This is a genomic window from Cupriavidus sp. USMAHM13, assembly GCF_001854285.1.
GTDB lineage: Bacteria > Pseudomonadota > Gammaproteobacteria > Burkholderiales > Burkholderiaceae > Cupriavidus > Cupriavidus malaysiensis.
In genome coordinates this window covers 2,906,460-2,923,551 of sequence record NZ_CP017752.1, presented here as the reverse complement: position 1 = coordinate 2,923,551, position 17,092 = coordinate 2,906,460, and the positions used below count along the sequence as shown (strand labels likewise).

Genomic DNA, 17,092 nt, shown 5'->3' with positions numbered 1-17,092 from the left:
GGAGAGGGGTGGCAGAGCCGGGGAAGAGGGAGGAGGGAAGAGGGAGGAGGGAAGAGGGAGGAGGGAAGAGGGAGGAGGGAAGAGGGAGGAGGGAAGAGGGAGGAGGGAGGCCGAAGGCAGAAGAGAGAGAAAGAGAGAACAACCGGCGCCGGCGGCATCGCCGCCGCGCCGGCGTCGCTACGCTTGCCTCAGGCCGGCTTGCCGAGATCGGCCAGCGGATCGGCGCCAGCGGCCCAGGGTGCGTCGAAGAAGCGCTGCACCGCGGCCGGGTCGACCGCGTCGGCGCCGGCCACGCGCCAGCGTGGCGCATTGTCCTTGTCGACGATCAGCGCGCGCACGCCTTCGATGAAGTCGCCGTCGGTGAAAGCATGCGAGACGGCCACCAGCTCCATGCGGAAGCAGTCGGCCAGGTCGAGCCGGCGTCCGCGCAGCAGCAGTTCGCGCGTCACCGCGGTCATCAGCGGCGAGCGGCTGCGCAGGGTGTCGAGGGTGCGCGCGGCCCAGGCGCCGGCCTCGCTGTCCGTGGCGGCTTCGGCCGCCAGGCTGTCCAGCAGCTGCGGCAGCGTGCGGTCGGCGCGGAAATGCCGCAGCAGCGCGGGCAGGGCCGGCAGCAGCGGCGCCTCGGCGGCGCCCAGCGTGGCCTGCGGCGCGAGCGCGGCGCGCAGCGCGTCCAGCGGCGCGCGCGCGCCATCGTCCCAGCGGATCGCGGCGAGCCGCTGGCCGGCGTCGGCCAGGGTCGCGCTCTCCACCGCGACGTCCGCCAGGCCGCACAGCAGGGTGTCGGCCGCGCCCAGCGAGACGCCCGTCAGGCCGACGTAAAGCGCCAGTTCCACCGGCATCTTCGACAGGAAATGGCTGGCGCCGACGTCCGGCACCAGGCCGATGCCGGTCTCGGGCATGGCGATGCGCGAGCGTTCGGTGACGATGCGCAGGTGCGCCGCCTGGGCCAGGCCCATGCCGCCGCCCATGACGATGCCGTCCATCAGCGCCACCACCGGCTTGGGGTAGCGGTGCAGCGCGTAGTCGAGGCGGTATTCGTCGACGAAGAAGCGCTGGCGCAGCGGCGTGCCGGCGTGGAAGCTGTCGTACAGTGCGCGGATGTCGCCGCCGGCGCAGAAGGCCTTGGGGCCGGCGCCGCGCAGCAGCACGGCGGCGATGTCGCCGCGTCCGGCCCATTCGCGCAGGCGGGCCTCCAGCAGGCCGATCATCGGATAGGAGAGCGCGTTGAGCTGGCGCGGACGGTTCAGCGTGATCACGCCGACCCGGTTGATTTCCTCGAACAGCACCTCCGGTTCGGCGCCGGACGCGCCGGCATCGCCCGCGGCGGGGGCATTATCGGTCTGGTTTCGCATGGTCATGATTGGCTGGGACGAGCGCGGCAGCGGCGCCGCCGCGCCCGTCCGGTCAGTCTCCGCGCCACTGGGGCGCGCGTTTCTGCAGGAAGGCGCTGACACCCTCACGCTGGTCCTCGCCGTCGAACAGGTCGACGAAGCGCTCACGCTCCAGCGCCAGCGCCGGCGCGCGCGCCACGCCCTCGCGCGCCAGGTGCACCAGGCGCTTGCTGTCAGCGGCCGCGCGCGGGCGCAGCGTGGCGGCACGCTCGGCCAGGCGCAGCGCGGCCTGCAGCGACTGTCCCGCCGGCACCACTTCTTCCACCAGGCCGATGCGCAGCGCGGTGGCGGCATCCACGCGCTCGTTGGTCAGGATCATGCGCTTGGCCCAGCCCTCGCCCACCAGCCAGGGCAGCGTCTGCGTGCCGCAGCCGCAGGGCAGCAGGCCCACGGCGGCCTCGGGCAGCGCCATCTGGGCATGCTCCTCGGCGATGCGGATATCGCAGGCCAGCGCGCATTCGAGCCCGCCGCCCATGGCATAGCCGTTGATGGCGGCGATCACCACCGGGCGGGCATTCTGCAGGGCCTCGAAGGCCGCGCCGAAACGCTGCGCCATGTGGCGCGCGTTGGCACGGTCGCCGTCGGCGAAGCCGTTCAGGTCGGCACCGGCGCTGAAGAACTTGGGGCCGTCGCCGGTGATGACGATGGCGCGCACGCGCGCATCGTCGTTCAGCGTGGCGACGAGCTGGCGCAGCTGCTCCAGCCCTTCGGCATGGAAGGCGTTGGCCGGTGGCCGCTTGAGGGTGAGACGGGCGGTGTGCCCGTCGATGAGGTGTTCGATCATCATGCCTGCTTGCCGCGGTACTGGCGGATCACGCCGGAGAAGTCGAGCGCACCCTCGCCGAGCTGGGTCATGGACTGGTAGACCTGCTGGGCCTGGGCGCCGAGGAAGAGCGGCTGGCCCACGCTGCGCGCCGCGTCGGCGGCGAGGCCGAGGTCCTTGAGCATCAGCGCCGCGCCGAAGCCGCCGCTGTAGCCGCGTCCGGCCGGCGCGGTCTCGATCACGCCAGGGAAGGGGTTGCAGGTGTCGGATGCCCAGCAGCGGCCGGTGGAGGTATTGACGATGCCCGCCAGCACCTTGGGATCGATGCCCAGCTTCTCGCCCAGGGCCATGGCCTCGGCCACGCCCACCATGGAGATGCCGAGGATCAGGTTGTTGCAGATCTTGGCCACCTGGCCGGTGCCGGTGCCGCCGCAGTGGACCACGTTGCGGCCCATGCCCGCCAGCACCGGCTTGATCTGCTCGAACAGCGCCGCTTCGGCGCCCACCATGAAGGTCAGGGTGCCCGCCTGGGCGCCGCCGGTGCCGCCGGAAACCGGGGCGTCGGCCATCGGGTTGCCTTGCGCCGCCGCGGTCTTGGCCAGTTCGCGGATGGTGGCGGGATCGATGGTGGACGAATCCACCAGCGGCACGCCGGCGCGCACGCCGGCGAGCACGCCGTCGCTGCCCAGGTAGGCGCTGCGCACGTGCGCGGCCGCGGGCAGCATGGTGATGACGAAGTCCGCCTCGGCGGCGGCCGCGCGGGCGCTGGCCGCGCTGGCAGCGCCGGCGTCGCGCAGGTCGGCGACGGCCTGCGCGTTGAGGTCGAACACGGTCAGGGCATGGCCGGCCTTGAGCAGGTTGCGCGCCATGGGCGCGCCCATGTTGCCGAGGCCGATGAAGGCGATGTGCATGGGGTCTCCTCTTTCGGGGGTGTCAGGTTTCGGCGCAGGCTGGCGGCCTTGCCGTGCGGGATGGATGGTGGCGGGGAGGGCAGCTTGTCGCGCCGGCGCCCGCCATGGCGACGCCCTGCCGTTGCCCGCGGGAGCATGGGCATCATCCGCCGCCGCCTTGCGTCCTTACTTCAGGCTGATCGTCGTATTCACCCCGTCGTTCACCGTGGCATCGTCGAACCAGCGCGCGGTGACCGTCTTGGTCTGGGTGTAGAACTGCACCACCTGCTTGCCGTAGGGGCCGAGGTCGCCCAGCTTGGAGCCGCGCGAGCCGGTGAAGCTGAAGTAGGGCACCGGCACCGGGATGGGAATGTTGATGCCGACCTGGCCGACGTCGATCTCGGTCTGGAACTTGCGCGCGGCGGCGCCGCTCTGCGTGAACACGCCGGTGCCGTTGCCGAAGGGGTTGCGGTTGACCAGGGCGATGGCCTCGTCGAGCGTGTCGACGCCGATCACCAGCAGCACCGGGCCGAAGATCTCATTGGTATAGATGCTCATCTCGGTGCCCACGTCGGTGAACACGGTCGGGCCGATGAAGTTGCCCTGCGCATAGCCCGGCACCTGCACGCCGCGCCCGTCCAGCGCCAGCGTGGCGCCTTCGCGCTCGCCGGCGGCGATCAGGCCCAGGATGCGCTCCTTGGCCGCCACCGATACCACCGGGCCGACGTCGGTGCCCGGCTCGGCACCGGCGCCCACCTTCAGCGTGCGGGCCTTGGCGATCAGCTCCGGCACCCACTCGCGCGCCGCGCCCACCAGCACCGCCACCGAGGTCGCCATGCAGCGCTGGCCGGCGGCGCCGAAGCCGGCGCCCACCAGTGCGTTCAGCGTCTGTTCCTTGTGCGCGTCGGGCAGCACCACGGCATGGTTCTTGGCGCCCATCATCGATTGCACGCGCTTGCCGTGCGCGCCGGCCAGGTTGTACACGTGGGTGCCCACCGCGGTCGAGCCGACGAAGGAGACCGCCTTGATGTCCGGGTGGGTGCACAGGGCGTCGACCACGTCCTTGGCGCCGTGCACCACGTTCAGCACGCCGGCCGGGATGCCGGCCTCGATGGCCAGCTTGACCAGCTCCATGGTGGACAGCGGATCCTGCTCGGAGGGCTTGAGGACGAAGGTGTTGCCGCACACGATGGCCATCGGGAACATCCACAGCGGGATCATGGCCGGGAAGTTGAACGGCGTGATGCCGGCGCAGACGCCGATCGGCTGCTGCAGCGTGTAGGTGTCGACGGTGGCCGCCACGTTCTCGGCGAAGCCGCCCTGCTGCAGGGTGCCGATCGAGCAGGCGTGCTCCACCACCTCCAGGCCGCGGAAGATGTCGCCCTCGGCGTCGGCCAGGGTCTTGCCCTGTTCGGCGGTCAGGATGGCGGCGATGCGCTTGCTGTGCTCGCGGATCAGTGCCTGGTAGCGCAGCATGATGCGCAGGCGCGCGCCGATCGGCGTGTGGCGCCAGGTGGCGAAGGCCTGCTGGGCGGCGCCGACGGCCGCGTTGACCTCGGCAGCGGTGGCCTGCGGCACGCGCGCCAGCACTTCCTGCGTGGCCGGGTTGACGACCTGGCGGAACTCGGTGGCGGCGGACTCGACCCACTCGCCGTTGATCAGCAGCTTGACGGTCGGCGCCGGCTGGCCGGCGGCGGGGGTGGTGGTGGCGTTCATCTGGCTTGTCTCCTTCGATGGGCGATGGGTCGTATCGGAATCGATATCGGGATCGGATTCGGTGCGGATTCGGTGCGGATTCAGGGGGCGGTGCCGGCGGCGGGCCCGGGGGCTCAGGGCTTGAGGTCGGCGAAGTCCTCTTCCCAGTATTCGCCGGGCATGCGCTGCGCGGTCTCGTCGCCGCGCGCCATCTCCTGGCGCCGCAGCTCCACGCGGCGGATCTTGCCGGAGATGGTCTTGGGCAGCTCGGCGAACTGCAGCCGGCGGATGCGCTTGTACGGCGCCAGCCGCTCGCGCGAGAAGCGGAAGATCTCGCGCGCCAGCTCGGCGCTGGCGACGTGGCCCTGGCGCAGCGAGACATAGGCCTTGGGCACCGACAGGCGCACCGGGTCGGGGCTGGGCACCACCGCCGCCTCGGCGATGGCGGCGTGCTCGATCATCACGCTTTCCAGCTCGAACGGGCTCAGGCGGTAGTCGGAAGACTTGAAGACGTCGTCGGCGCGGCCGACGTAGACGTAGCAGCCGTCCTCGCGCCGCAGCGCGATGTCGGATGTGCGGTAGTGGCCGTCGCGCATGGCGTGCGCGGTGGCGTCCGGGTTGTTGGCATAGCCGCGCATCAGGCCGGCCGGGCGCGTGGCGCCGCCGTCCAGCGGCAGCGCGATCTCGCCTTCCTCGGCCGGCTTGCCGTCGGGGTCGAGCAGGGCGATGCGGTAGCCCGGCAGCGGCCGGCCCATCGAGCCCGGCACCACCGGCTGCCCGGGCGGGTTGCCGATCATGCAGGTGGTCTCGGTCTGGCCGTAGCCGTCGCGGATGGTGATGCCCCAGGCGTGGCGCACGCGCTCGATGATCTCGGGGTTGAGCGGCTCGCCGGCGCCGACGATCTCGCGCAGCGCGGTGCGGTAGTCGGCCAGCGGCTGCTGCACCAGCATGCGCCACACCGTGGGCGGCGCGCACAGGGTGGTGACGCCGCAGCGCACCAGCGTGTCGAGCACAGCCTGCGGCTCGAAGCGGGCGTAGTTGTAGGCGAACACGCAGGCCTGGGCGTTCCAGGGCGCGTAGAAGCAGCTCCAGGCATGCTTGGCCCAGCCCGGCGAGCTGATGTTCCAGTGCACGTCGCCGGGTTGCAGGCCTACCCAGTACATGGTCGACAGGCTGCCGACCGGGTAGGTCCGGTGGGTGTGCTCGACCAGCTTGGGCTTGGAGGTGGTGCCCGAGGTGAAGTAGAGCAGCATCGGGTCGTCGGCGTCGGTGGCGCCGTCCGGCACGAAGTCGGCGGGCGCGGCGTAGCCGTCGCCGAAGGTGTGCCAGCCGGGGCGCGGCGCGCCGGCCACGAAGCGGGTCAGCGGCAGCTCCAGGCCGTCGAACTTGGCGGCCTCGTTCTCGTCGACGATGGCGAAGCGCGCGCCGCCGAGCTGCACGCGGTCGCGCACGTCCTCGGCCGACAGCTGCGTGGTGGCGGGCAGCACCACCGCGCCCAGCTTCATCGCCGCCAGCATGGCGTCCCACAGCTCGACGCGGTTGGGCAGCATCAGCAGGATGCGGTCGCCGCGGCCGACGCCGGCGCCGCGCAGGTAGTTGGCGACGCGCGCCGAGCGCTCGGACATCTGCGCGAAGGAGTACTGCGTGCCCGCGCCGCCCTCGGCGCCGACGATCCACAGCGCAGGCTTGTCGTTGCCGCGCGCGATGGCGTCGAAGTAGTCGAGCGCCCAGTTGAAGGCGCCGAGCTGCGGCCAGCGGAAATCGCGGCAGGCGGTGTCGTAGTCGGTACGGTGGCGCTGCAGGAAGTCGCGCGCCGCGAGGAATGCCTGTGCAGTCATGGTGTCGTCTCCATCCGTTCTGCGGCCGGGCGGCCGCGGCAGCGCGTGCCGCTCACCGGTGCATTGCCGGTGCGTCGTCGGGGTATCGTGGGGAATCGCCGGTGAACCGTCGCTGTTACGCTTGCGCGCGGCGCATCACAACTGCCGCGCGATCACCATCCTCTGCACTTCGCTGGTCCCCTCGTAGATCTGCGTGATCCGGGCGTCGCGGTAGTGGCGCTCGACGTCGTAGTCGGCGAGATAGCCATAGCCGCCATGGATCTGGATCGCATCCGAGCATACCGCTTCGGCCATCTCGGAGGCAAACAGCTTGGCCTGGGAGGCCTCCGACAGGCAGGGGCGGCCGGCGCTGCGCAGCCGCGCCGCGTGGTGCACCAGCAGGCGCGCGGCGTTCAGGCGGGTGGCCATGTCGGCCAGCTTCTGCGCGATCGCCTGGTGCTCCATCAGCGGCTTGCCGAACTGGGTGCGCTCGGTGGCGTAGACCTTCGCCTTCTCGAACGCGGCGCGGGCGATGCCGACCGCCTGCGCGGCGATGCCGATGCGTCCGCCTTCCAGGTTGGACAGGGCGATGCGCAGGCCGTCGCCGCGCGCGCCGAGCAGGGCGTCCTCGGGGATCGCGCACTGGTCCAGGGTGATCGGGCAGGTATCGGAGGCGCGGATGCCCATCTTGTTCTCGGGCTTGCCGACCACGAATCCCGGCGTGTCGGTCGGCACCAGGAAGGCCGACAGGCCGCGCTTGCCGGCCTCGGGGTCGGTCACGGCGAAGACCACGGCCAGGCCGGCGCGCGCGCCGTTGGTGACGAACTGCTTGCTGCCGTCGAGCACCCAGCGGCCGTCCTGCAGGCGGGCGCGGGTGCGCAGGTTGTGCGCCTCGGAGCCGGCCTGCGGCTCGGTCAGGCAGAAGGCGCCGACCAGTTCGCCGCGCGCCAGGCGGCCCAGGTAGCGGTCCTTCTGTGCTTCGGTGCCGTAGTGCAGGATGGGACCGCAGCCTACCGAGTTGTGCACGCTCATCAGCGTGGCGCAGGCCGCGCAGCCGGCGGCGATCTCCTCGATGGCGAGCGCGTAGGCCACGTAGTCGGTATAGGTGCCGCCCCACTCCTCGGGCACGATCATGCCCAGCAGGCCGAGCGCGCCCATCTCCTGCACCACCTCCGGCGGCAGCGCGCCCGCCTCGTCCCACTGCGCGGCGCCGGCGGCCAGCCGCTCGCTGGCAAAGGCGCGCGCGGTGTCGCGGATCATGATCTGTTCTTCGGTGTAGTCGTGGGGCATGGTGGAGCGCTGGGCAGGTTGGCGCGCGGCGGCGCGCATCGATACGGGGCAGTGTAGGAAGCGTGGCCTGCCGCTCCTATGCCAAAATCCGCCAATCTTGCTGAACTCCCAAGCCACTGCCCCGCGCCCGGCCGCCTCCGCCGGGCGGCGGCCGGCCCGGCTCTGCTCCGCCACCCATGGAAAAAGGCACCGTCGCCATCTGTTTCGTCCATCAAGCCATCGCCGGCCTGCGCGCGCGCGGGCTGCCGCCCGAGCCCGTGCTGCGGGCCGCCGGGATCGCCCCGGCCCTGCTGGAGGCGCTCCAGGCGCGCGTGTCGGCCGACAGCTACAGCGCCCTCTGGCTGGAAGTGGCGCGCGTGCTCGACGATGAATTCTTCGGCCAGGACTCGCGCCGGATGAAATGCGGCAGCTTCACCATGCTGTGCCACGCCGTGGCCGGCAGCCAGACGCTGGGACAGGGGCTGGAGCGCGTGGCGCGTTTCTTCGGCCTGCTGCTGGACGATATCGGCGTGCGCCTGGAGCGGCCGAGTGCGGCGGCAGGCGCGGCCGCGCTGGTGCTGACCACGCCTTCGGCGCGCCGTCCGGGCGTGTTCGCCCAGGAGACGCTGCTGATCATGCTGCACGGGCTGATGAGCTGGCTGGCGCGCCGGCGCGTGCCGATCCAGCAGGCCAGCTTCGCCTACCCGGAACCGGACTACAGCGCCGAGTACCGGGTCATGTACTCGCGCCGCCTGGCCTTCGGCGAACCGAGCACGGCGCTGTGGTTCGATGCGGCCTGGCTGGCGCACCCGGTGCGCCACGACGAGCGCAGCCTCAAGGTGTTCCTGCGTGCTGCGCCGCACAACCTGGTGGTCAAGTACTCGGACCGCGCCGGCATCGTGGCGCGCATCCGCCGCTTGCTGCGACAGTCGCGCCCGGAGGCCTGGCCGACCTTCGAGCAGCTCGCGCAGGACATGCACCTGTCGGCCTCCTCGCTGCGGCGCCGGCTGATGGACGAGGGGGCGACCTACCAGCAGCTCAAGGACGAACTGCGCCGCGACCTCGCCATCGAGGCGCTCAGCCATTCGACGCAGCCCATCGTGGCCATCGCGGCCGAGCTGGGCTTCGCCGAGCCGGGCGCCTTCCACCGCGCCTTCCGCCGCTGGACCGGCTCGCGGCCGGGGGCCTATCGGGCGGTACCGGCGCCGTAGCGGCACCGTAGCGGCGCGGCGCCAGCCCTGCCGCTACAGCGGCGGCCGGCCGGCGGGCTCGGGGAAGGCCGGAGAGGCCGGGGAGGCCGGGGAGGCCGGAGAGGGGGACGGCCGCGGCGACGCCTGCTGCGCGGCGGCGTCGGCCAGCCACTGCGACCGCATGCCGCCCAGGTCGGCGCCGGACGGCGCCTGGTACAGGCGCAGGCCCATCTCCGGCAGGATCGCCAGCAGGTGGTCGAAGATGTCGCCCTGGATGCGCTCGTACTCCATCCACGCCGTCACCGCGGTGAAACAGTAGACCTCGACCGGCACCCCCTCGGAACCCGGCTCCATCATGCGCACGTTGAGCAGCAGGTCGTGGCGGATCTCGGCATGCTGGCGCAGGTAGGCCATGGCATAGGCGCGGAAGGTGCCGAGATTGGTCAGGCGGCGCCGGTTGACCGGCTCGTCGGCCGAGGCGCCCAGTTCGCGGTTGGTGCGCTCCACCTCGGCCTGCTTTTCTTCCAGGTAGTCGTGCAGCAGGCGCAAGCGCATCAGGCCGGCGATCTCGTCGTCGCGCAGGAAGCGCACGCCGCTGGCGTCGATGCGCAGGGTGCGCTTGATGCGGCGCGCGCCCGACTCGAACATCTGGCGGTAGTTGCGGTAGCTCTCCGAGAACAGCTTGTAGGTGGGCACCGTGGTGACGGTGTTGTCCCAGTTGCGCACCTTGACCGTGTGCAGCGCGATGTCCTGCACGAAGCCGTCGGCATTGGACTGCGGCATCTCGATCCAGTCGCCGATGCGCAGCATGTCGTTGGATGTGAGCTGGGTGCTGGCCACCAGCGACAGCAGCGTGTCCTTGAACACCAGCAGCAGCACCGCCGACAGCGCGCCCAGGCCGGACAGCATCCACAGCGGCGAGCGGTCGAGCAGGATGGACAGCACCAGCACGCCGCAGATCAGGGCGAGCGCCAGCTTGCCCATCTGGATATAACCCTTGATGGAACGGGTCTGGGCCCGCGTGCTGCCGGAGTAGACGTCCTGCCAGGCGCTCAGCAGGCTGTGCAGCGCCATGAAGACGCAGATCCAGGCGCCGGCATGCGCCACGCGCTCGATCAGGTGGGCGCTGTGGTCGAGGTGAGGTACCTCGCCGATGCCCAGCGCCACCACTGCGAACGGCGTGGCGAACCACAGCCGGTGGTAGGCGCGGTGGCGCAGCAGCGCCACGTTCCAGGCGCCGTGGCCGCTCAGGTCGAGCAGGCGGTGGGCCAGGTAGAGGATGGTGCGCGTCACCACCCATTGGGCCAGCACGGCGGCCAGCGCCAGCAGGCCGAGGTTGAGCGCGAGTTGGGCCCACGGATGGCGGGGCACCAGGTTCGTCAGGGTATCGAGCAGGACTTCCGGATTCATTGACCTTGCGAAGGAACGGCGGAGATGGCGGGAAGGGCCGGGCCGGCACGCGCCGGTGGCGCACGAGGTGCAGCGGGCGCGCAAGGCACGCCAGGCGCACCCCGGGATTCTAGCCGGTGGCGGCAGCCGCCCTCCGCCGGGCAGCTCAGTGGGGCTGCGGCGTGCGCGGCTGCGCCGGCGCGGAGCCCGCCGTGGCCGGGCGGGCCGCCGCCGGCGTGGCGCTCGCCAGCATGCGGTTGCGGCCGGCCAGCTTGGCGGCGTAGAGCGCCGCATCGGCGCGCCCGGTCAGGCGCGCCAGCGACTCGCCCGGCAGCCAATGCGCCACGCCGCCGCTGATGGTGTAGTGCAGCGAGCCGAAGCTGCCGTCGACGCGGCCGGCCTCCGCGCGCGCGCGCAGCCGCTCCGCCACCAGCAGGGCGTCTTCGAGCGCGGTGGCCGGCAGCAGCACGGCGAACTCTTCCCCGCCCAGGCGGCCGATGCGGTCGCCGGGGCGGACGGCATCGCGCGCCATGGCGGTGAAGGCGCGCAGCACCTCGTCGCCGGCGGCGTGGCCGTGGTTGTCGTTGACCGCCTTGAAGCGGTCGATGTCGAGCAGCAGCAGCGCCGGCGCGCTGTCGCCGCGGGCGGCGCGCGCCAGCTGGCGCGTGGCTTCGTCCTCGAAGGCCTTGCGCGACAGCACGCCGGTCAGGAAGTCGGTGTTGGCGATGAGTTCGAGCCGGTGCACCAGGCGGTCGTGGACCATCAGCACCGCGCCCATGGTCAGCGCCGGCACCGCCAGCGCGCCAAGCAGCAGGAACAGGATGTGCATGCCCGGCGGGCTGGCGCCGGGCGGGCCCTGCAGGGCCGCCTGCAGCGACAGCGCGCCGCGCAGCGCATGCGCCGCGGCGAAGAACAGGGCGAAGACGGCGGTGGTGACATAGTGGCCGCCGGCCCGCCCCGGCAGGCGCGCGCGCAGCAGGGTCCATCCGCAGGCGGCGCACAGGGCGGCGTGGAAGACCGAGACGATCGCCACCCGCACGTTGAAATCGTCGAAGTGGAAGTGCCACAGCGCCACCGCGGCAGCCAGCGCCAGCACGCCCGCGACCAGCGCGCGCCAGGGTGGCGCGCGGCCGCAGAAGCGCTGCACGCCTGCGTACATCTGCGCCATCGCCCACGCCAGCAGGGGATTGCCGAGGCCGATCACCAGCCCGTCGGGCAGCCGCCCGCGCAGCGCGAACAGCACCAGCGCCAGCGCGGCGGCCAGGTTGGCGTAGAACCAGTGCCCCACCCCGGGCAGGCCGCAGCGCCGCAGCGACCAGATGATGGCCAGCATCATGGCGCCGAGTGCGGCGGTGACGATCTGCATGGCAAGCGCGGCTTGCATCGGCGCGGGGATTCTCCGGATGGGGCGCGGGCGGCCGCGCGGCGGGACAGGGAAGCGGCGGGCGCGCGGCGGCGCATCGCCGGGCTCCATGATACGGCGCGGCCCGGCGATGCGCGAGCGGCCGGGGGATTGACGGGCGGTAAAAGGACCGCCGCGGTGGGGGGAAAGAAGAGGGGTAAGGCAGAGGGGATGCCGCGCGGGGCCGGCTGGCCGGCCCGCTGCACGCATGCCCCCTGGCGTGGTCCGCCGCGCGCTTACCAGCTGTAGCGCGCGCTCGCGATCACGGTGCGGCCGTTGCCGTAGATGCAGCGCGTGGCGTCGTAGCAGCCCGAGATGTACTCGCGGTTGCCGAGGTTGGTGCCGTTGAGGGCGAAGCGCCAGTGCGGGATGCGGTAGGTGATGGCGGCATCGAACAGCGCGTAGCCGGGCACGTGCAGCGAGTTGTCCGGGGCGCCGGCGGTCGGGCTCACGTAGCGCACGCCGGCACCGAAGCCCAGGCCCGCCAGCGGCCCGCCGCGCAGCCGGTAGTCGGCCCACAGCGCGGCCATCTCGCGCGGGATGGGGATGGCGATCGGCCACTTGTTGAGCGTGTCATCGTTGGCCTTGGTGTTGCGCACGTCCTGGTAGGTGTAGCTGGCGATCAGGTTCAGCCCCGGCACCACCTCGGCGATGGCCTCCAGTTCGACGCCCTGGGAGCGCACTTCGCCCGCCTGCGTGCTGTGCGCGCCGGTGGGATCGGCCAGATCCGGGGTCAGCACGTTGCGCTGGTGGATCTGGAACAGCGAGGCGGTCACCGAGAGCTTGCCGTCCGGGCGCGTGTACTTGACGCCGGCCTCGACCTGCCGGCCCTGGGTGGGCTTGAAGGCCTGGCCGTTGCGGTCGGTGCCGGAGGTGGGATTGAAGGAGGTCGAATAGCTGAGGTAGGGCGCGAAGCCGGACGGCATCAGGTAGACCAGGCCGACGCGGCCGGTGAAGGCGCTGTCGCGCTGGCTGCTGGAGCTGCCGGCGAGCTGGTCGGTGGTGCGGGTCTCGGTCCAGTCCTGGCGTCCGCCCAGCGTGACCACCCAGCGCTCGGCCAGCTTGATCTGGTCCTGCAGGTAGAGGCCGACCTGGCTCTGCGTCTGGCGCACGTCCTGCGGATAGGCGCCCGCGCCGGTGAAGATGGACAGGTCGGTGGGGGCGTAGACCGGGTGGTAGAGGTCGAGCGAGGAGGTCAGCGCGTAGTTTTCCGGGTCGAGCGTGCGCTGGCGCTGGTAGTCGAGGCCCAGCAGCAGGGTGTGGTGCAGCGCTCCGGTGTCGAATTTCGCCTGGGCCTGGGTATCGACGTCGAAGCGACCGTAGCTGGGCTGGGCGATGCCGGCATAGCGCAGCATGGTGCGCTGGGTCGGGTCGGACGGGTCGAGGCCGACGCCGTAGCTCATGCGGTCATCCAGGCGCAGGTGGTTGTAGCGCAGGTTCTGCCGCACCGTCCAGGTATCGTTGAAGCGGTGTTCGAACTGGTAGCCGAACGAGTACTGTGTTTTCTCGTAGCTGTCGAAGTCGGGCGAGCCGGTGAACAGGCGCGACGAGATGTGTCCGTTCGGATTGGGCAGGATGGTGCCCTGGGCGGGCAGGAAGTTGTCCGAGGAATTGGTCTTGTCGCGCAGGTAGCTCGCCATCAGCGTCAGCGAGGTGTCGGCATCGGGGCGCCAGGTGAGCGAGGGCGCCACCATCAGCCGCTGGTCCTTGAAGGGGCCGAAGGGGAGGTTGCCGTCGCGCGCGAGCGCGGTCAGGCGGTAGGAGAACTTGCCGTCCTCGTCCAGCTTGCCGCCGAAGTCGCCGGCGATCTGCTTGCGCGCGTGGGTGCCGTACTGGACCTCGAGCTCGCGCACCGGCTCCAGCGTGGGCAGCTTGGAGACCATGTTGATGGTGCCGCCCGGATCGCCCTGGCCGTACAGCACCGAGGCCGGCCCGCGCAGCAGCTCGACCCGTTCCAGCTGCCAGGGGTCGACGCGCCAGCTGGCGAGATTGATGGTGTTGGGCAGTTGCAGCCCGTCCAGGTAGGTGCTGGGCACGAAGCCGCGCACCGCGGTGTACCAGTCCGAGCGCGTGCCGGCGCCGTACGACGATACCGAGGCGGTATAGCGCAGGGCCTCGTTGACGCTCTGCGCGCCCTGGGCCTCGAAGCGGTCGCGCGTGACCACGCTGATGGACTGCGGCACTTCGTCGAGCGACGCATCGGTCTTGCTGCCGGTGGCGCTGCGCGTGGCGATGTAGCCGATCACCGGGCCGTTGGCGGTCTCGCGCTGGGCCGCGGCGCTGACCGTCACCACCGGCAGTTCGGCCTCTCTGCGCGGTGCCTCGGCCGGGCCGATGGTGAAAACGTGGTCGGCCTGCCGGCGCGCGGCCAGGCCGCTGCCGGCCAGCAGGCGGTCGAGTGCCTCGCCGACGGTGAAGTTGCCGTGCAGGCGCGGGGCCTGCTTGCCGTCGGTGATGGCGCTGGCGAAGACGATCTGGGTGCCGGACTGGCGGGCCAGCGTCTTCAGCGCCTGCTCCAGCGGCGCCGCCGGCAGGTCGAGCGCGACCTGCCCGCCCTGCGCCAGCGCCGCGCCGGCCAGCAGCATGGCGGCGGCCAGGGCGGACAGGCGCGCCAGCGGCCGCAGCGCGGTGCGCCGGGGCCCGCTTGCGGCGGGCATGCCGGTGCGCCTGGCGGCGTAGTGTGTCGATCGATGTGTCGTGTCGTGCTGCGTTGCGTCCGTGGCGGCGCCCGCGCGGTGGCTGCGATTCACTGCGTCACTCCCCTTCATTGTGTGTGGCTGTCGAAGGGAATGACGAGCGGGCGCGGCAGGTCCCCTACCTCGCCACGCAAAAAAGTTCAGGGTTCGGCGCGGGCGCGCACCGTGACCGTGTCGTCGGGCGCGCGTGCCACGGTGACCGGCAGGATGGCGGGCAGCAGGTCGAGCAGGACGTCGGTGCCGGCGCTGTCGAACACGCCGGAAATGCGCAGGTCCGCCAGGCGCGCATCGGCCAGCGTGACCGGTGCGCGCCGGTAGCGGGCGATTTCCGCCAGTGCCTCGGCGAGCGGGGTTTGCGTGAAGACCAGCTTGCCGTCCTTCCATGCCAGGCGGCTGGCGGCCTGCTCGGCGCCGACCGCGGCGACGGGCTCCAGGCGCCCGGGCGCGGCCCAGGTCGCCTCGCCGGCGCCCAGCAGCACCGAGTGGCCGCCCTCGCTGACCTGCACGCGTCCGCGCAGCACGGTGACGCCGACGCGCTCGCGCTCGCGCCGCACGTCGAAGGCGGTGCCCACCACGCGGATGGCGGTGCTGCCGGCCTGCACCAGGAAAGGCCGCCAGGCGGCGTGGGCGACGTCGAACAGCACCTCGCCCTCCTGCAGCGCCACGCGGCGCGAACGCAGGTGCCAGCCGACCTCCAGCGCGCTGCGCGTATTGAGCACGAGCTGGCTGCCGTCGGGCAGCGTGACGGTCTTGCGCGCGCCGGCGGCGGTGGCGTAGCGGGCGCTGTGCAGCGGCGGATCCAGCCACAGCAGGCCGGCGGCCAGCGCGACGGCGAGGCCGGACAGGCCCGCCAGCGTGGCGGCGCGCGCGCGGCGCGGCCGGCGCGGCGGTGCGCCGGCGCCGGGGCGCGCGAAGCGTTGTTGCAGCGCCGCGCGGTGGCGGGCCAGCGCGTCTTCCTCGCGCTGGAAATCGTCTTGCTGGCTGTCTGGCTGAACGTTCTGCTGGGGAGGGGACATGCTCAGGATCCGAGCTCGCGCTGCAGGGCCGCCCGGCAGGCGGCCAGGCCCAGGCGGACATGCTTCTCCACCGCCTTGCGCGAAATGCCCAATGTTAACGCCACCTCGGCCTGCGGCAGTTCGTGGACCTTGTGCAGGACGAAGACTTCGCGGCAGCGCGGCGGCAGCGTCTCGATGGCCGCCGCCAGGCGCTCGAACTCGCGCGCCGCGTCGAGCCGGCGCGCCTGGCCGGGCGCCTCGCTGGCACCGTCCGGCAACTCATCCATGGACAGCACCCAGGCCGCGCGCGCGCGTTCCACGCGATGGCGGTCGATGGCCAGGTTCAGCGTGGCGCGCCGCAGGTAGGCGATCGGGGTCAGCACCGGCTGGCGCGGCGGCTCGGCGAGCAGGTTGACGCAGACATCGTGGACCACGTCGCGCGCGAAGCCGCGGTCGGCGCCGAAGCGCCGGCGCAGGTGCTCGACCAGCTCGTCGTAGTGGCGCACCAGGGCGGCTATCAGGGGCGGGTAAGTCTGCTCGCGGGGCACCGGTCGTCGCCTTGGCCGGGATCCGGCAACGGGTTGGGAGATGAAAGTGTTGAATTGTAAATGAGAATGATTGGTATTTGCAATAATAGAGAGAGTACCAGGGCCGGCGAGCCCATTCGCCTCGACCCCCACGCCTGCTCATCCATCGGCCTTAGGGCCATGCCGGCATTGCGTCCCGCCTCGGACCGTGCGGCGCCGAGCCTTGAAGAGGGGGGGCCGGGTTCAGCGGCTGCTACCGCGTCGAGAGCATCTGGCCTTGGATCTTGGCCAGGTGGTCCGGTCATCGTCCTGATGCCCCTGAGGCGGTCCTCTGACGGGCACGTTGAGCGCCTTTCCTGCAGAAAGACCGGAAACCTCCTGTATCACCGGCAAGGGCGGCCATGCAATATGAAGAGGTAGCAAGTCCAGGGAAGTCCGCAGCGATTGCTGGAGGGGCCGCACCATGCGTCGTTTGCACAGAGATTTCCAGCCTTCTAAAAGGGAGAAGCGTCACTTGGATCTGGCCATCGGCGCGTTTATCGCATCTAGCATTGCCATACTGGCAATTTTCTCCAATCCTCGACGCCAATATCTACGCCGACCGTCTAGCCAAGAAAATGATCGGAATTGGCTGCGCGCTCATCGTGGTGGCGCTTGTGCCAGCGCTCAAATTCGGCGGAGTCGGTCTGGGCGGCGGCGTATTCTCGGCATCTCTCATGCTCATTGCGACGGGAAAATCCAGGCGGTCAAACGCTTATCTCCGGTTCGATGCGGGCCACTTCGAAACGAAGCTGACGCTTGCTTCCGGGCGGCAGAAGGTGCTTTACAGCGCAGTCACCAGCTGTGATGTGAGCGATAAGCTGGTTGTCGTTCACTATCGCGAGCACGGCCAACCCGCCGGTTCGAAGCCGAAACGAATCTACATCCCTCTTGGCGAACTTCGCGCCGACGATCGTCCCTTGTGTATCGATGCGTTTCGTACGCGTTTGCGGTCGGCCTCATCCGCCTGACGTGTGTCCGATGAACGGGGTGGGTCCAGATCTGACACGGTGGCGGATCAGGAAGTCG

General features: G+C 71.2%; 13 protein-coding genes. 2 read left to right on the top strand and 11 right to left on the bottom strand.

The genetic code is table 11. The features are described 5' to 3' along the window. Nucleotides 1–188 precede the first annotated feature (188 nt). The 6 genes from BKK81_RS31040 to BKK81_RS31015 all read right to left on the bottom strand — a co-directional run bounded on the left by BKK81_RS31040 (nt 189) and on the right by BKK81_RS31015 (nt 7,846). The gene (locus tag BKK81_RS31040; protein WP_071022726.1) at nt 189–1,352 is read right to left on the bottom strand and encodes an enoyl-CoA hydratase/isomerase family protein; all 1,164 of its coding nucleotides are present in this window, start codon (nt 1,350–1,352) and stop codon (nt 189–191) included. Nucleotides 1,353–1,404: 52 nt separating this feature from the next. Next, nucleotides 1,405–2,175: an enoyl-CoA hydratase gene (locus BKK81_RS31035; RefSeq protein ID WP_071022724.1), complete on the bottom strand. Its 771-nt coding sequence runs from the start codon at nt 2,173–2,175 to the stop codon at nt 1,405–1,407. After that, a complete protein-coding gene (gene mmsB, locus BKK81_RS31030; RefSeq protein WP_071020990.1) occupies nt 2,175–3,065 on the bottom strand; it encodes a 3-hydroxyisobutyrate dehydrogenase in 891 nt (296 codons plus the stop codon). Before mmsB ends, BKK81_RS31035 begins: the two co-directional genes overlap by 1 nt. Before the next feature lie 165 nt (nt 3,066–3,230). After that, nucleotides 3,231–4,760, bottom strand: a complete 1,530-nt coding sequence (locus BKK81_RS31025; protein ID WP_071020989.1) for a CoA-acylating methylmalonate-semialdehyde dehydrogenase — start codon at nt 4,758–4,760, stop codon at nt 3,231–3,233. Nucleotides 4,761–4,873: 113 nt separating this feature from the next. Then, nucleotides 4,874–6,577: an AMP-binding protein gene (locus BKK81_RS31020; RefSeq protein ID WP_071020986.1), complete on the bottom strand. Its 1,704-nt coding sequence runs from the start codon at nt 6,575–6,577 to the stop codon at nt 4,874–4,876. Nucleotides 6,578–6,712: 135 nt separating this feature from the next. After that, a complete protein-coding gene (locus BKK81_RS31015; protein ID WP_071022721.1) occupies nt 6,713–7,846 on the bottom strand; it encodes an acyl-CoA dehydrogenase family protein in 1,134 nt (377 codons plus the stop codon). A gap of 176 nt (nt 7,847–8,022) precedes the next feature. Between BKK81_RS31015 and BKK81_RS31010 the strand changes: the two genes are divergently transcribed. Beyond that, nucleotides 8,023–9,036 (top strand): AraC family transcriptional regulator, encoded by a 1,014-nt coding sequence (locus BKK81_RS31010; RefSeq protein WP_071020984.1) that lies wholly within the window; start codon nt 8,023–8,025, stop codon nt 9,034–9,036. A 33-nt stretch (nt 9,037–9,069) separates the two neighbouring features. Here the strand turns inward: BKK81_RS31010 and BKK81_RS31005 are convergent, their stop codons facing one another. The 5 genes from BKK81_RS31005 to BKK81_RS30985 all read right to left on the bottom strand — a co-directional run bounded on the left by BKK81_RS31005 (nt 9,070) and on the right by BKK81_RS30985 (nt 16,045). Then, nucleotides 9,070–10,425 (bottom strand): mechanosensitive ion channel family protein, encoded by a 1,356-nt coding sequence (locus BKK81_RS31005; protein WP_071020981.1) that lies wholly within the window; start codon nt 10,423–10,425, stop codon nt 9,070–9,072. A gap of 145 nt (nt 10,426–10,570) precedes the next feature. Then, nucleotides 10,571–11,788, bottom strand: a complete 1,218-nt coding sequence (locus BKK81_RS31000; protein WP_071020978.1) for a GGDEF domain-containing protein — start codon at nt 11,786–11,788, stop codon at nt 10,571–10,573. Nucleotides 11,789–12,042: 254 nt separating this feature from the next. Further along, a complete protein-coding gene (locus BKK81_RS30995) occupies nt 12,043–14,463 on the bottom strand; it encodes a TonB-dependent siderophore receptor (protein WP_071020975.1) in 2,421 nt (806 codons plus the stop codon). 179 nt (nt 14,464–14,642) lie between these two features. Beyond that, nucleotides 14,643–15,518, bottom strand: a complete 876-nt coding sequence (locus BKK81_RS30990) for a FecR family protein (protein WP_071020973.1) — start codon at nt 15,516–15,518, stop codon at nt 14,643–14,645. 2 nt (nt 15,519–15,520) lie between these two features. After that, a complete protein-coding gene (locus BKK81_RS30985; protein WP_071020970.1) occupies nt 15,521–16,045 on the bottom strand; it encodes an RNA polymerase sigma factor in 525 nt (174 codons plus the stop codon). A gap of 380 nt (nt 16,046–16,425) precedes the next feature. Here BKK81_RS30985 and BKK81_RS35790 point away from each other — a divergent pair, with 380 nt between their 5' ends. Further along, on the top strand, nt 16,426–17,034 hold the full coding sequence (locus tag BKK81_RS35790; RefSeq protein ID WP_156811505.1) for a hypothetical protein: 609 nt from the start codon (nt 16,426–16,428) through the stop codon (nt 17,032–17,034). The last annotated feature ends 58 nt before the right edge of the window (nt 17,035–17,092 follow it).